14 protein-coding genes are annotated in these 15705 nt (G+C 64.2%); 4 read left to right on the forward strand and 10 right to left on the reverse strand.

All coding sequences use genetic code 11. The features are described from left to right. The first annotated feature begins 152 nt into the window (after positions 1–152). Genes Q0602_RS00905 through arfB form a run of 3 tightly spaced genes read left to right on the forward strand, consistent with a single transcriptional unit; the run spans position 153 to position 2335 of the window. Positions 153–1430, forward strand: coding sequence for an FAD-dependent oxidoreductase (locus Q0602_RS00905; RefSeq protein WP_298837544.1), 1278 nt, complete (start codon positions 153–155; stop codon positions 1428–1430). Next, positions 1430–1876 carry an NUDIX domain-containing protein gene (locus Q0602_RS00910; RefSeq protein WP_298837546.1) on the forward strand — a complete coding sequence of 149 codons (447 nt, stop codon included), beginning with the start codon at positions 1430–1432 and terminating at the stop codon, positions 1874–1876. The genes Q0602_RS00905 and Q0602_RS00910 overlap by 1 nt, the downstream gene beginning before the upstream one ends. A 42-nt stretch (positions 1877–1918) precedes the next feature. Then, complete coding sequence (gene arfB / locus Q0602_RS00915; protein WP_298837549.1) at positions 1919–2335, forward strand: alternative ribosome rescue aminoacyl-tRNA hydrolase ArfB; 417 nt, start codon at positions 1919–1921, stop codon at positions 2333–2335. A 28-nt stretch (positions 2336–2363) separates the two neighbouring features. Here the strand turns inward: arfB and Q0602_RS00920 are convergent, their stop codons facing one another. The 7 genes from Q0602_RS00920 to Q0602_RS00950 form a co-directional block, all read right to left on the reverse strand. After that, positions 2364–3500: a M20/M25/M40 family metallo-hydrolase gene (locus tag Q0602_RS00920; RefSeq protein WP_298837552.1), complete on the reverse strand. Its 1137-nt coding sequence runs from the start codon at positions 3498–3500 to the stop codon at positions 2364–2366. Beyond that, complete coding sequence (locus Q0602_RS00925) at positions 3497–4693, reverse strand: M20 aminoacylase family protein (RefSeq protein WP_298837557.1); 1197 nt, start codon at positions 4691–4693, stop codon at positions 3497–3499. Before Q0602_RS00925 ends, Q0602_RS00920 begins: the two co-directional genes overlap by 4 nt. 46 nt (positions 4694–4739) lie before the next feature. Further along, on the reverse strand, positions 4740–6260 hold the full coding sequence (locus Q0602_RS00930; protein ID WP_298837560.1) for a M81 family metallopeptidase: 1521 nt from the start codon (positions 6258–6260) through the stop codon (positions 4740–4742). Between the two features lie 145 nt (positions 6261–6405). Continuing rightward, positions 6406–8121: an ABC transporter ATP-binding protein gene (locus Q0602_RS00935; RefSeq protein ID WP_298837564.1), complete on the reverse strand. Its 1716-nt coding sequence runs from the start codon at positions 8119–8121 to the stop codon at positions 6406–6408. Further along, positions 8118–9020, reverse strand: a complete 903-nt coding sequence (locus tag Q0602_RS00940) for an ABC transporter permease (RefSeq protein ID WP_298837566.1) — start codon at positions 9018–9020, stop codon at positions 8118–8120. Before Q0602_RS00940 ends, Q0602_RS00935 begins: the two co-directional genes overlap by 4 nt. Next, positions 9017–9964 carry an ABC transporter permease gene (locus Q0602_RS00945; RefSeq protein WP_298837569.1) on the reverse strand — a complete coding sequence of 316 codons (948 nt, stop codon included), beginning with the start codon at positions 9962–9964 and terminating at the stop codon, positions 9017–9019. Before Q0602_RS00945 ends, Q0602_RS00940 begins: the two co-directional genes overlap by 4 nt. A 63-nt stretch (positions 9965–10027) precedes the next feature. After that, positions 10028–11665, reverse strand: a complete 1638-nt coding sequence (locus tag Q0602_RS00950) for an ABC transporter substrate-binding protein (protein WP_298837572.1) — start codon at positions 11663–11665, stop codon at positions 10028–10030. A gap of 217 nt (positions 11666–11882) precedes the next feature. Between Q0602_RS00950 and Q0602_RS00955 the strand changes: the two genes are divergently transcribed. After that, positions 11883–12833: a LysR family transcriptional regulator gene (locus Q0602_RS00955; protein ID WP_298837574.1), complete on the forward strand. Its 951-nt coding sequence runs from the start codon at positions 11883–11885 to the stop codon at positions 12831–12833. A gap of 15 nt (positions 12834–12848) precedes the next feature. On the opposite strand, the gene epmA is transcribed toward Q0602_RS00955, so the two are convergent. The 3 genes from epmA to efp all read right to left on the reverse strand — a co-directional run bounded on the left by epmA (position 12849) and on the right by efp (position 15652). Continuing rightward, positions 12849–13838 carry an EF-P lysine aminoacylase EpmA gene (gene epmA / locus Q0602_RS00960; protein ID WP_298837577.1) on the reverse strand — a complete coding sequence of 330 codons (990 nt, stop codon included), beginning with the start codon at positions 13836–13838 and terminating at the stop codon, positions 12849–12851. After that, a complete protein-coding gene (locus tag Q0602_RS00965; protein ID WP_298837580.1) occupies positions 13835–14605 on the reverse strand; it encodes an SDR family oxidoreductase in 771 nt (256 codons plus the stop codon). The genes epmA and Q0602_RS00965 overlap by 4 nt, the downstream gene beginning before the upstream one ends. Positions 14606–15085: 480 nt before the next feature. Further along, the gene (efp, locus tag Q0602_RS00970; protein ID WP_071231664.1) at positions 15086–15652 is read right to left on the reverse strand and encodes an elongation factor P; all 567 of its coding nucleotides are present in this window, start codon (positions 15650–15652) and stop codon (positions 15086–15088) included. Positions 15653–15705 lie beyond the last annotated feature (53 nt).

Here is a 15705-nt window from a genome sequence, read left to right on the forward strand (position 1 = left end):
CGATAATATAGGATACGCAGCGTATCGTATCATTTTTTAGTAAAAAACTGTTACTCCTGCCGCGACCCAGATCCCGCCGACCTCGTTGTCACGGGCATCCCATCGTCGTTCGACACGCATTACTGCTCGAGGCCTCATCATGGAGAGTTATGATGGAGAGTTATGACGTCACCATCGTCGGAGCCGGCCCCGCCGGACTGGCCGCCGCCCAAAGACTCTCTGGTCAGGGACGTCGGGTACTTCTCATCGATCGAGGTCCGGATATCTCGAGGCGCGACAGAAGCGACGAAGCCAATCTGACTCAAGGCCAAGGCGGGGCCGGACTCTACTCGGACGGCAAGTTCTCGTTCTTCCCATCCGCAACGCGGATATGGCAATTGCCGGAACGCGAGGCCTTGCATCGCGCTTACGCCTGGACCTGTGAGCTGCTCGAATCCTACGGCATGCAGACGCCACCGTTCCCGGACAGAACCGACGTCTACACGCCGGAGGAGGGCCGCTGGAATCTGAAGGACTACCCCTCCCGCTACCTGCCGCTGCAGGCGCGGGAGGAGATGGTATTCGGCCTGGTCAATGGCGTCGATATCGACATCCTGACCGGAACCTGCGTGACCTCCCACCGCTACGACGCCAACGAGCAGCGCCATCACCTGCAATTGGAAGGTCCCGACGCAGCGCCCGGCGCGCTTGTCAGCAGGACAATGATCTGGGCCACAGGGCGTTTCGGCGCACTGGACATGGGCAACATCGAGAAGGTCTTCCGCCGCCTGGAAGTCGGCTTCCGTATCGACCAGCCCAGCGAGCAGGCCTTCTTCCAGACATTCTCCAATCTCGATCCCAAGCTGACGCTGCAGACGGCCGAAGACGGTATCGAATGGCGCACTTTCTGCGCCTGTCGCAACGGCACCACCGTGCTGACCCGAACGCAAGGCCTGTGGACGGTATCGGGACACTCGGACGGCCCTCCCACGGCGCGCTCCAATGTCGGTTTCAATACGCGCATCCTCGACGAATCGATGGCGCGGGAGGCGATCTCGGCATTACAGGACGCCATGGCCGAGCGGGACGCCTACTTCGAGATCCCCCTGTCGGCATGGCTGGAAGAGGACGCAGAAACCATGGCCCGGATGCGACGCCTCTATGGCGACGCCGTGGCGTGTGCGATGTTGCAGGGGCTGCGCCAGCTCGTCGACAGCTTCCCCCGGATCGAACATGAAGCGACGCGCCTGATCGGCCCGACCCTCGAGGGCGTCGGCTGGTATCCCGGCGTCGACGGCCACCTGCGCCTGCCCGGACAACCGACCTGGGTGGTCGGTGACGCCTGCGGGCTGTTCCGGGGCATCGTGGCCGCCTTCATCAGCGGCCACTATGCGGCCAGCGCAGTGCTGTCGACCTTGTCGGAAGCGTCGCTACAGGAGGAACCGCTCTGATGGCTGCCCCCGTTTCCCGCGTGGGTGTCGGTGTCATCGTCACCCGCCCCGGCGGCGACCTGCTGCTCGGCTACCGTATCAAGGCCGGAGAGACACCCACCTGGTGTCTTCCCGGTGGACACGTCGAACCCGGGGAGACCTTCGAGGCCGCGGCACTGCGGGAACTGCACGAAGAGACCGGCATCGTCACTCGGCAGCCGGTAGAGATATTCGCCTTCCTGCAACAACTGGACAGCGACCGCACCGCGATCACCGGCGCGGCACTGATTTCACTCGGCGACGAAATCGCCGAGCCCCGCGTAACCGAGCCGGATGTCTTCGATCGCTGGACGTGGTTTCCGCAAAAGGAGCTCCCCACGCCGCTGTTTCCGGCCAGCGACGCCATGCTCAGCCTGTGGCAGGATAGGCCCTGCCCCGAAGGCTGGCGTATCTATCGCGTCGACTAAGCGAGGCATTACCCTCATTTTCGAACACTCAGGGAGCAACCGATGCCACTGGAAATCTCCCGCAACGTGTCGATCCCCGACAACGAGATCGAACTCATCGCCGTACGCGCCCAGGGTGCCGGTGGCCAGAACGTCAACAAGGTCTCCTCGGCGATCCACCTGCGCTTCGACATCCGCGCCTCCAGTCTGCATCCCGGATTCAAGGAGAAGCTGCTGGCCCTGAGTGACAAACGCATCACCCGCGACGGCGTCATCGTGATCAAGTCGCAGGAGCACCGCACCCAGGAGCTCAACCGGGAAGCGGCACTCGTTCGTCTGAAACAGCTGATCAAACCCGTGCTCTACGGCGACAAGCCACGCCAGGCCTCCAAGCCCAGCCGCAGCGCCAAACGCAAGCGCGTCGACAGCAAGACCCGTCAAGGGCAGAAAAAGCGCCTGCGCGGACGCGTCGATGACTAGATCGAGCGACAATTCCACACGCTAGCGATCAGCGCAGCACCGCCATCAGCCCGGCCATCAATCTCGAGCGCTCGACCAGACTGTCGACCTCGATATGCTCGTCCAGCGTGTGGATTCCTGCACCGCGCACGCCTAATCCATCGAGCGTCGCCAGCCCCATCGCACCGGTGAAGTTGCCGTCGGAGCCGCCACCGCTGCTGGCGTGCGGCAGCGGCATCTTCAGCTCATCGGCAACTCTACTGGCCTGGGCGTAGAGCGATAGCGTCGCCTGGCCCGCTTCCCATACCGGCCGAACCACACCGAGCTTGACCTCGAAGCCGATCCCGTCGGTATCGCGCTGGGTGAGCGCCAGCATGCGTTCGATACCGCGATCCAGGTCGGCCTGACGCTTGGCCATGCTCAGCGCCTCGCCACGGCAGCTCGTCGAGACACAGTTGACCCATTGACCGCCCTGTACCACGCCAACACTGAAGGTGCAGTCATCGTCGGTCATCGACTCGATCTCGGGAATTCGTGCAGCCATCTCGCGAATCGCGGAATGGCCATCCGCCAGCGCCGCCCCGGCATGGCTTGGCCGACCGTGAGCGAGCAGCTCGAAACGCGCGATCGCATAGCGCCCGGTGATTACGCCATTGCCCGCGCGCGCCGGTTCCGGAACCAGGATGTAACGATGCCTCGCCGCTTCCCGCTCGATCAGTTCGCGGGTGCCGGGGCTGCCGATCTCCTCGTCGCAGGTCAGCAGCACGTGAATCGGCAGCGCCATGTCGACCCCCGCCTGCTGAAGCGCAACCACGGCGCGAAGCGCCGCATAGGTGCCGCCCTTCATGTCACAGATTCCGGGGCCATAACAGCGATCACCGTCGCGCCGAAACGGCAATGTCTCCAGCGTGCCGACCGGATGGACGGTATCCAGATGCGCCATGATCAGGATGCCGCCTTCAGCCTGCCTCGGATGTGGAAAGCTCGCCTTGAGACAGTCGCCCAGCCCCGCAGGCCCGGAAACGCGTTCGACGCTCGCCCCCATCGCCACGAGATCGTCCGAGGCCAGCGTCATCATGCGATTGACGGCATCGATATCGAAGGTCGGACTCTCGCATTCGACCCAGCGCTTTAGCCCGGCCAGCATGTCATCGATATCTAATTCGAGGGTGGCGGCGAGACTCATGCGCTCACCGCCTGGGTAGCGCTCATCTCCACCGGTTCGTTGAGACGACGTTCAGCGATCCGCGCCAGCAGGCTTGCCCCGACCGGCAGGATCCCGTCGTCAAGCACGAACGCCGGATTGTGCACCGGAATATCGCCGGCATGGCCGACCCAGCAGTAGGAACCCGGCACAATTTTCAGCATGTCGGCGAAATCTTCGCTACCCATCGCCGGTCGGCCGAGATCGGCCACGTTGGCATCACCGACGATATCCCTGGCCGCGGCCGCCAGCGCTTCGGTCTGCTCGGGATGATTCTCCAGCACCGAGAAGATATTGCGGATATCGACCTCTATCTCGACGCCGTAGGCGTTGGCCAGGCCGGCTGCCAGTTCGCGGATGCGCTCGTGAATCAGTGCGGCAACGTCGTCGTCGAAGGTGCGAATGGTGCCGGAGAGTGTGGCCGACTGGGGAATCACGTTATAGGCGGAGCCGGAGTGCAGCTGGGTGATCGACACCACCGCTGCGTCCAGGGGATTGACGTTGCGGCTGACGATGCTCTGCATGGCCTGGGAGAGCTGCGTCGCCACCACGATCGGATCGCGGGCGTTGTTGGGCTGCGCGCCATGACTGCCCCGACCGCGAATGACGATATCGAAGAACTCGGCGCCTGCCATCGCCTTGCCGGACATCACGCGGACCTGTCCATGATCGAGATGCGGCGCGTTATGCAGCGCATAGACCTCGTCGCAGGGGAAGCGCTGGAACAGCTTCTCGGCGATCATCGCCCGCGCGCCGCCCAGCCCCTCCTCGGCCGGCTGGAAGATCAATATCGCACGACCGGAGAAATCCCGAGTCTCGGCAAGATAGCGCGCCGCGCCCAGCAGCATGGTGGTATGGCCATCGTGGCCGCAGCCGTGGAATCGCCCAGGGCTCAGTGAGGCAAACGGCAGGCCCGTCTCCTCGTCCATCGGCAATGCATCCATATCAGCGCGCAGCCCCACGCTCTTGCCCGGCCCATGCTTACCCTCGATCACACCGATCACCCCGGTCCCGCCGATGCCGGTATGGACCGCGATGCCCAAGCGTTCGAGATAGGCACTGACGATTCCGGCCGTGCGCAGCTCCTCGAAGCCGATCTCGGGATGGGCGTGAATGTCGTGACGAATCTCGATCAGTTCGTCGGTAAAGCCATCGATACGGGGCAACGTAGTCATGAGAACTCCTCGGTAGGGGAAACATCGGCATTGGCATAAGTCGCGCTCAGGCGGGTTCGACGACAGGGACGAAGGGCCTGCCGAGAGGCGACGTCCGGATGCCTGGGCGAAGGCGTTGCCACGGTAGATCGGCCGGATCGACGGCCATCGGTCCGGGGGCGGCACAGACCAGAATCGTCTCAGCGATCGGGGCGAAGTCGGCGCGAAAATGGACCGAACTCTTGTTGACCAGAATGGCCTGTTCGAGCGGTTCGATGCCCACCGAACGGTACATCGCCAGATCGGCCATCTGGGCCTTGCGGCTGACCACGACGATCCGCACCTCGTCGATTCGTAGACACGCTGACGACCCCATGTCGAGGCGGCCGCCTCCATAGTAGGGGCCCGGGGCAACGAAACGGCCGTCGGAGAGCGCCTCGATCGTGAATGCCGCCTCCAGCGGCGAGTCGCCGGGCACGCCGGAGCGTCCGCCCAGCGCCAGCCGGACGACGGCGCCGACACCCGCTTCGTGCGCCGCTCTCGCCGCCGCCGGATCGAACACGTTGCCGATCGCCGCTCGCCGGGCCCGACAGGCGACGAGCGCCTTGAGCATGCCCACGGTGTCGGAATTGCCGCCGGCGCCAGGATTGTCCTGGGTGTCGGCGATCACCACCGGCCGGGCAGCGTCTTCCGCCAGCCGCATCGCCTCGCGCACCCCCTCCTCCGGTTCGAACACCCGCCCCGAGAATGCCGATTCCTGGGCGGCGACGAGCGCCGTCAACGCGTCGGCAGCCGCATCGGCACTGGCCTGATCCATTCCGTAAACGATGACGCTGGGGCCGCAGTGGGCGAAGTCCGCCGCCGGGAATCCGGTCAGGAAAGAGATCGAAGGGAGCGATTCGCTCTCCATCGCCGTGACTTCGGCATAGAGCGAACGGCAGGGCTCTTCAGCCGTGCACTGCCAGGCGATCGGCATCAGGAAATCGAGCTGACGAAACGCCTTGGCCGGGCGCTTGTCACTTGCCAGCAGCACCGCCATGGCGGCGGCACAGCGGGCGCCGGTCTCCGCCATATCGACGTGGGGATAGGTCCGATAAGCGATCAGCCTATCGGCCTGCTCGACCATCGTCGGCGTCACGTTGCCATGCAGATCCAGCGAGACGACGATCGGGACCTCGTCACCCACTAGCCCCCGCACACGGCTCAGCAACTCGCCCTCGCCATCGTCGAGATGCTCGGCGACCATCGCGCCATGAAGGTCGAGATAGACACCGTCGAGCGGCATGGCTTCCCGCATGCCCGACAGTAAACGTAGGACGATGCGCTCGAAAGCATCCTCGGTGACGTGCGCCGACGGACTCGCCGCCGTCCAGAGCGTCGGGATCAGCGTCCATGCCCGGGACTCGGCAGCGTCGACAAAACCGCACAGACCGATATTGCTGTCGGCGACGGCCGCGAAGATGGCCTCGCCTTCGCTCAGCGGCGGTGCTCCGCCACCACGCAGGAAATCCTCGTAGGTCGCCGGGCTGGGGGCGAAGGTGTTGGTTTCATGGAGAAAACCGCCGACGGCAATACGGGGGATCGACATGCACAATTCCTTTAATACTGAGTCCTTGAATACTAAGCCCTTGAATACTCAGCCCTTGGATACCGAGTTTTTGGACGACGTGTCTTTAGGCAGTGAGAACCACCTGACGGCATCGACCACACGGCCGGTGCCGTAAAAAGCCCGATCATCGGGCGGTAGCGGTTACCGGCGACGTCTCTTCGAACACGCTTTTCAGCGGCCGGAATCCCGCGAAATCCCAGTGTCGACCGGGCGCCGCCAGCATCAGCGAGCGGGTGTAGGCATGCTCAGGCGCCCCTAACACGCGGCTCGCCGGGCCATACTCCACCACCACGCCCTTCTGCATCACCATTACCTCGTCGCAGATCTGGGCAGCGACACGCAGGTCGTGAGTAATGAACAGCACCGCGACGCCGAGCCGGCGCTGAATGTCGTCGAGCAGCCCGAGCACCTGGGCCTGCACCGAGACGTCCAGCGCCGACACCGCCTCATCGGCGACCAGCACGTCGGGCTCCATCGCCAGCGCCCGGGCAATGGCGATGCGCTGACGCTGGCCACCCGAGAACTGATGGGGATAGCGAGCCAGCGCGTCCTTCGGCAACCCCACCAGCTCCAGCAGCTCGGCGGCACGCGCCAGCGCTTGCTCGCGTGGGGTGCCGTAGTTGACCGGTCCCTCGATCAGGCTGGTGCCGATGGTCAGACGCGGATTCAGCGATCGAAACGGATCCTGAAAGATCATCTGTATCCGCTTTCGATGGGGTTTCAGCGCCGCCCTGCCGAGACTGGCGATATCCTTGCCCATGACCCGCACGCCCCCGCCGGTCGGCTCGATCATGCGCATCACGCAGCGGGCCACGGTCGACTTGCCGGAGCCGCTCTCGCCGACGATGCCCAACGTTCGCCCGCGAGTCAGCGCGAAGTTGATATCGCTGGCCGCCAGTGTCTGGGCGGAAGCCTTGCCAGCGAGCCGGGCCCAGCGCGAGGCTTGCCCATAGCGCTTCTCGAGTTCGATCGCTTCCAGCACGATCTCCCGATCCGCCACCTCACGCGATGCCCGGGGCCGCAGGCTCGGCACCGCGGTGAGCAGCTGGCGGGTGTAATCCGTCGTCGGTCGACGCAGCAGCGCGTCGATCGGCTGGGTCTCCACCACTTCGCCGTGGCGCATGACACAGACGCGGTCGGCGATGTCCGCGACGACCCCCATGTCGTGGGTGATGAACAGCACCGACGTACCGTGCCGCTCCTGCAACTGTTTGATCAGCTTGAGGATCTGCTTTTGCGTGGTGACGTCCAGCGCCGTGGTGGGCTCGTCGGCGATCAGCAGCTTGGGTTCGAGGACCAACGCCATGGCGATCATGATGCGCTGGCGCTGGCCACCGGAGAGCTGATGCGGCCAGCTGGCATGGACCCGTTCGATATCCGGCAGTTGGACCTGATCGAGCATATCGAGCACGCGATCGCGTCGCTGCCTGGCGGAGAGCCCTCTCTGGTGCATGACCAGGACTTCCTCGATCTGCTCGCCGACTCGCATCAGCGGATTCAGGGCGGTCATCGGCTCCTGGAAGATCATCGCCATGCGGCTGGCCCGCAGATCCCTGAGCCGCGTCGGGGAAGCCTCGAGCAGCGAATCACCCTCCAGCTCGATGCGCCCGCCGACCGCTTTCAGGCTCCCCTTGGGCAGCAGCCCCATCACAGCCAGCGAGGTCACCGACTTGCCGGAGCCGGACTCCCCCACCAGGCAGAGCGTCTCGCCCGGCGCGATCGCGAAATCGATGCCCTTGAGAATGGGCTTGGCCGGCGACGACTGCGTTGCAACTTGCAGCCCACGGATATCGAGTACCGGCGCCGGCGCGGCCCCGGATGGAATGAGGTCATCGCTCATTGCGCAGCTCCTCGTTTCTGCAGCCGGGGATCGAGACGGTCACGCGCGGCATCGCCGAGCAGGTTGATCGACAGGATGCAGACCGACAGCAGTATCCCGGGCCAGAAGATCAGCGACGGCTTGATCAGGAAATAGGTCCGCCCCTCCGCCATGATGTTGCCCCAGGTTGGCGTCTCGGTGCCGATCCCGGCGCCCAGGAAGGAGAGGATCGCTTCGGTCAGGATCGCCGAGGCGCAGATATAGGTACTCATCACGATCAGCGGCGCCAGCGTGTTGGGCATGAGGTGCCGCCACATCACCGTGAACAGGCTACTGCCCAGCGAGACCGCGGCTTCAACGTAGGGCTCCTCCCGTGCGGAGAGCACCACAGAGCGCACCAGGCGCACGACCCTCGGGATTTCCGGAATGGTGATCGCCGCCATCACCGTCCACAGATTGGCGCTGACCAGCGAGACGATGGCGATCGCCAACAGCACGCTGGGAATCGCCATCAGCCCATCCATGACGCGCATGATCACGGCATCCAGGCCACGAAAGAAGCCGGCGAGAATCCCCAGCGGCAGGCCGACGACGACACTGATCAGCGCGCTGCCGATCCCCACCATCAGCGAGACCCGAGCACCATAGAGCACCCGCGACAGCAGATCGCGGCCATAGGCGTCGCTGCCCAGCCAGTATGCCTCGCCGGGTGGCTTGAGACGGTTGGCCGGAGACATCTCGAGCGGGCCGTGGGGCGCCAGCCACGGCGCGAGAATGGCGACGATCACGATCAGCGCGAGACAGACGGCGGCGACGATCACCGCCCAGCCGGGACGTTGACGCGGCAGCCACCGCAGCCGACGTCGAGACGGCTTGGCGACGGCTGCACCGGGGGATGCATGAGGGGATGTCAGGCTCATTGGTAGCGAATCCTCGGGTCGAGCAGCGCATAGGAGAGGTCGATGGCCAGGTTGATCAGCACATAGACACCGCTGGTGACCAGGATCAGCCCCTGGATCACCGGGTAGTCGCGCGCAAGAATTGCATCGACGGTCAGCCGGCCGAGCCCGGGAATGTTGAACACGCTTTCGGTCACCACCACCCCGGTGATCATCAGCGCGAAGCCGGTTCCGATCACCTCCAGAATCGGCACGCCGGCATTGCGCAGCGCGTGCTTGAACAGCACCCGCTTCTCACTGGCGCCCTTGGCGTGGGCAGTACGCACGAAGTCCTCTCCCAGCACGTCGAGCATGCTGGCACGGGTCATCCGGGCGATCAGCGCGATGTAGATCGTCGACAGCATCAGTGCCGGCAGAATGGCGTGCCTTATGAAAGGCCCGAAACCCTCCTCGGAGACACGCTTGAAGCCCTGCACCGGAAGCCACCCGAGGTCGATGGCGAAGATCTTGATCAGGATGTAACCGATCACGAAAACCGGCACCGAAAAGCCCAGCACCGAGACCGACATCACCACGTTGTCGATCAGACTCCCGTGCTTCCAGGCCGCGATGACGCCCATCGGCACCGCCACGACCACCGACAGCACGATGCTGAGCAGTGCCAGGCTGACGGTCGGCTCGAGGCGCTGCACCATCAGTTGCGTCACCGGCAGGTTCGACATCAAGGAGGTGCCGAAATCGCCGCGCAGCAGCTCACCGCCCCAGTTGAAGAATTGCAGGTAGATCGGCTGATTCAGCCCCAGGGTTTCACGGATGCGATCCAGCTGTTCCGGCGTGGCCATATCGCCGGCAATGATCGCGGCGGGGTCGCCCGGCGAGAGCCGCAGCAGCAGGAAGACGAACAGCGCCACCACCACCATGACCGGCACTGCCGCCAGCGTTCGACGCAGACAGTAGCTGAACATGAGCGTACTCCGTTGCAGTTCGCGGCAGGCATGGAGCGCGACGGCGATCGCGCTCCAGCCCCTTTACTCGGCCTTGGTGATATTCCAGAACACCGGCACCGGCGAGTGAAGAATGCCGGACAGGTCGTTGTTCCAGGCCGCGGGGATCGAATATTCGCCCAGCGGGATGTAGGTCACCTGTTCGAAGGCGTGCTGCTGAATACGCTTGGCGATCGCCTTGCGGTCCTCGGCGTTGGTCGCCTTGGCGAACTCGTTGCGCATCGATTCGAGTTCGGGGTCGTCCGGCCAGCCGAACCAGCCGCCGTCCTTGCCCCGGCCGTTGAGCATCGGGCTGACCAGCGGATTCCACACCTCCGGGATGTACCAGTTGGTGAAGAACATGTTCCAGCCCCCTTCCGACGGTGGCTGCTGGCTGGCGCGTCGCGTCACCAGCGTCTGCCAGTCCATCGGCTGCAGGTCGACCGTGAACCCGGCCTGGCGCAGCAACTGGGCAGCGATGACCGGCTGCGGGCTGACGGTCGGCGCATCCGTCGGCTGCATCATCACCACTGGCGTGCCATCGTAGCCGGCCTCCTCGAGCAGTTGCCTCGCGGCCGCCGTGCCCCCTCCCTCCGTCAGCGATGCCGGCGCGCCAGCGTCGGTGGCCAGCGGTGTCTGGCAGCCGTACATGGAGGGACAGAGCGAATAGTGATCCGGGTTACCGACCAGCGAGGCGAGCACATCGGTCTGGTTCATCGCCATTAGCGCGGCGCGGCGAATCTGTGGGTCGTCGAATGGCGGATAGAGGAAATTGAAGCGCCCGATGGTCTGGCTGCCCAGTTCGTTGATCTTCTCGACGGTAAGATCCGGATTGGCCTGGAGCACCGGAAGCAGATCGACGGAGGGCGATTCGAGGAAATCGATCTCGCCGGAGTTGAGGGCGTTGAGCGCGGTCTGGGCATCGCTCATGTTGATCCATTCGACACGATCGACGTTGACCACCTTGCCGCCGGCGGTCCAACTGGCCGGCTCATCGCGCGGCACGTAATCGGCGAACTTCTCGTAGACCACACGGCTGCCGGGATCGTACTCGTCGGCAATGAACTTGAACGGCCCCGAGCCGACCTGATCTTCCACCGTCAGCGTCTCGTCGGGAGATTTGCTCGCGATACGCGCCGGCATCACGAACAGCGGCACCGACGAAGGCTTCGCCATCAGCTCGAGCACATAGGCGAACGGTGACGAGAGCGTCAGCGTCATGGTCTGTGGATCGGTGGCCTCGACGCTGGCGACATGGTCCATCAGCATCTGGCCGCCGCCATCCCGTGCGGCCCAGCGCCGGAACGAGGCCACCGCATCGCTGGCGGTCACTTCCCCGCCGTCATGCCACTTCAGGCCATCGCGCAGGGTAAAGGTGTAGGTCATGCCATCGTCGGAGACCGACCAGTCCGCCATCTGCGGCTGTGGCTGGAACTGGTCGTCCATGCCCAGCAGCGTATCCCAGATCATGTAGCCGTGATCGCGGGTGATATGCGCGGTAGTGGTGATGGGATCGAGGACCCGCAGGCCCGAATGCATGACCGCCCGGAGGGTGCTGGCCTCCGCTGGAGCCGCAGCCAGCGACGAGATCGCACCGCAAGTGGAGAGAAGTGCCATCATCGCCATGCCACCCAGAAGACGGCGGCGCACCATGGAGAAACGACACGATAAGGGAGTCGCCATGAGAAACCTCGTTGTCGATCTTATGATTGTCGTTGGCGATACGGTCGGACGCGTTTGTTGTTGTTACTCCACGAGCAGGATCGCCCGACCCATGTCGCTCCTCTCCGAGAGTAGATCCCTTAGGGAGGAAAACAATACTTTCGTCGACAAGCTTGTGTTGCTTGAAAAGCAACGCTCGAAGCATGCTTTGTCACTCTGACCTTTCGGAATCGTCTCCGTGGCCAATGACAACGACAAGTTCCCTACCCACCTGAACAGCCGCTGGCTCTATTACCTCTCGCAGGCGCTCGACGCAGGCTCGATTCGCACGGCATCGGACCGTCTGGATGTCGAACCCTCCGTCATCAGCCGCCAGATCCGGCAGCTCGAGCAGGTGCTCGGCCTGACGTTGGTCGAGCGTCACGGTCGCGGTGTGCGCGCCACCGAGGCCGGCGACATTCTGCTCGACTTCTACCGGGAACGAGACGTCGCCGAGCAGACGCTGTTCGGACAGCTAGCCGAGCTGGACGGCCTTCAGCGCGGCCATATCAGCCTGTCGATCAGCGAGGGGTACAGCGACCGACTGATGAGCGGCGTGATGAACGACTTCTGCGCCCGCCATCCGCAGTTGACCATCGAAATGAACCTGGCCAGCGTCAACGAGGTGGTGCGCCAGGTCTACGAGGGCCAGGCACACATCGGCATTGCCTATGCGCCCCGGCTGATTGCCGGTATCGAATCGGTCGCTGCCGTCCGTCAGCCGCTCTGCGCCATCGTTCACCCCCAGCATCCGCTCACCCGGTTGCCCCAGCCGCTCGCTCTGGACGCCATACTCGAATGGCCCCTGGGCCTGGTGGGTCACGGCTACGGTATCCGGCAGTTGATCGATGCCGTGGAAGTCCTGAGCAAGCGCCATTTCCATGCCAGCCTGGTCAGCAACTCCCTGGCGACACTGAAGCAGTACGTCAGTTCCGGCAACGGCGTGACCTTCATCGGCAGTGTGGCGCTATTGCACGAATTGCGACGCGGCCAACTGGTGGCGCTGGAAATCGATCATCCGGTGTTCCGGGAGGCCGAGTCCCACGTCATCGTGCGCCGCCAGCGGCCGCTCTCGCCGGCAGCCAAGCAGCTGCTAAGAGAGATCGTGACGCTTTGGCCCTTCGGTGAACGACGACGGGTGGAGTGGTAGCAGCGAGACGGCCGGTCAACACCGCGGCGTCGGGAACGCCATGACCTCGGCAATGGAGTCCTTGCCCAGCGCCAGCTGGATCAGGCGGTCGACACCCAGCGCCACCCCGCTGCCGGCGGGCATGCCGTGCTCGAGCGCGGCAACCAGCCGGCGGTCGACATCGACGGCCGGCTTGCCCAGGGCGGCACGTTGCCGGTTGTCCGCGGCGAAACGCGAAGCCTGTTCCGCGGCATCGGTCAGCTCGTCGTAGCCATTGGCGAGTTCGAGGCCGTGGAGATAGATCTCGAAGCGCGCGGCGACTTCGACCCCATCCTCGGGATCGGTCCGCTTGCGTGCCAGCGCCGCCTGGGAGGCGGGATAGTCGATCACCACGTCGATGCCCTCGCCTCCCAGCGTCGGCTCGATGACCAGACTCATGAGCAGATCGAGGCAGCCGTCGCGGTCGGCATCGTCCATCGACAGCGCGCCGATCTCACCGGCGCGCCGGCGCAAGTTCGACAGCGGCGATTGAAAAGGGTCGACATCGAGATGGTCACGCAAGAGATCCCGATAGCGGTGCCGACGCAGCGGGCCGGGATCGCTAGGCAGCACCGTTCGAATCAGCGCCTCGCACTCCTCGATCAGCTCGGCCAGCGAGAAGCCGGGGCGGTACCATTCGAGCATGGTGAATTCGACATTGTGGCGCCGTCCCACCTCGCCGTCACGGAAGCTGCGGGCGAGCTGGAAGATCGGCCCGCTGCCCGCCGCCAGCAGCCGCTTCATGTGGAACTCGGGCGATGTCTGCAACCACAGCGTCTCGCGCCCGGCGGGGGTGGTCGCGTCGAGCGAGAGCGAATCGAGATGCGGATCGGTGCTGCCCGCATGGCCGAGGACCGGCGTCTCCACCTCGAGCACGTCTCGGGCCGTGAAGAAGGCGCGAATCGTCGCCAGCAGCCGCGCCCGCTGGCGCAGCGTCTCGATCGTCGCGGCGGGCTGCCAGTCGTCTGGCCGAGGCGTATTCGTCACGAGTGATAGACCTGGCTGCGGCCACCGTCGATCAGGATATCGGTGGCGTTGATGAACCTTGCTTCGTCGCTGGCCAGGAACAGCACGGTATTGGCGACCTCCTCCGGTTCGCCCAGCCGCTTGCCGGGCAGCAGATCGACCTGCCGTTGGCGCTCCCGCTCGTCGCACTGCGCCAGCCAGGCCTCGGCGGCGGGCGTGCGAATCAACCCCGGCGATACCGAGTTGACCCGGATTCCGCGATCCGCGTACTCGATGCCGAGCGCGCGGGTCAGCCCAATCAGGCCATGCTTGGCAACCGGATAGGGGAAGGCGCCGGGAATGATCTTGTGGCCATGCACCGAGGCGATATTGACGATATGTCCGTACCGCGCCGCCAGCATCCCCGGCAACAGGGCCTGGATCATGCGCCACGCGCCCTCCAGATTGATGGCCAGGCAGCGACGCCATGTCGATTCCGCCAGCGACAGCGGATCGCCGAACACGTTGACGCCGGCCGAGTTGACCAGGATATCGATACGTCCGGCCGTGGCGAGTGCTTGCTCGACGCCGGAGGCGACACTGTCGGCATCGGCCACGTCCGCCTCGACCCCGGAACAGCGCCCGCCGGACAGGGCGCCGAGCCTCGCGGACTCGCATCCGAGAGCGTCTCCGTCACGATCCAGCATCACCACCTCGGCGCCTTCGGCGAGAAAGCGCTCCACCGTCGCCAGACCGATACCGCTGGCGCCGCCGGTGATCAACGCCTTGCGTCCCGTCAATCTGGCCATTTCACTGTCCCTCACTCACTGTCCGGCAAACGACCTAAGCACTGTCTGAAAAATCGACGAGCGACAGCCAGATAAGGCAAAATCGGCGAAAAAGCGGAGTTTACGCGGTGTAAATGAGCATTTTGAGCCGATTTTTAACGCCGTATGGTTGAGCGCAGGCATCTTTCAGACAAAGCGTAGCCAACATGATGCGATCGGCGAATGGCAGTCGATGCGGTCCCGGCCACCCAGACCATCGCCCTGACGACGAAAGCCACGCGCAGGCGTGGCTTTCGAAGAATCAATGTCGAGGTTCTTCCGCGAACGCCGTGTTATCTCAGCGCGTGCCTGGCAAGGCGGATTCCAACGAGACAGCGGAGTTTGGCGGTTCCCAAATGCGCATGTCGAGGCGGAATCCAATGCCGCGAGGCACGCGCACAGGAAGAACCTCTTGGGCTTTGTACGAAAATTAGCTGCGCTCGCTGACTTTTCGTATAAACCCTAGGCTCGGGAGACGTACTCGCCGCTGCGCGTATCGACCTTCAACACTTCGCCCTGATTGATGAACAGCGGCACGCGCACCACCGCCCCGGAGGAGAGCGTCGCCGGCTTGGAGCCGCCCTGGGCGGTGTCGCCCTTGAGGCCGGGATCGGTCTCCACCACCTCGAGCTCGAGAAAATTGGGCGGCGAGACGGCGATGGCGTTATCGTTCCACAGCGTCACGGTGTAGACGGCCTGCTCCTTGAGCCACTTCTCGACGTCGCCGATGGCTTTCTTGTCCACCGCGTACTGCTCGAAGGAGCCGTCGGTCTTCATGAAGTGCCACATGTCGCCGTCGGTGTAGACGTACTCCATGTCCAGGTCCATCACGTCGGCACCTTCCAGCGATTCGCCGGACTTGAAGGTACGCTCCCAGACGCGCCCGGTGATCAGATTGCGAAGCTTGACGCGATTGAAGGCCTGCCCCTTTCCCGGCTTGACGAATTCGTTCTCGAGGATGTTACACGGGTCGCCATCCAGCATCACCTTAAGGCCGCCCTTGAATTCGTTGGTAGAATAGTTCGCCATGATTCCTCACTAGTAAACGTTCGCGGGCCGTCCGCGACGAGAATTCCGTAACA

It is taken from the genome of uncultured Salinicola sp. (assembly GCF_937921195.1).
Taxonomy (GTDB): Bacteria; Pseudomonadota; Gammaproteobacteria; order Pseudomonadales; family Halomonadaceae; genus Salinicola.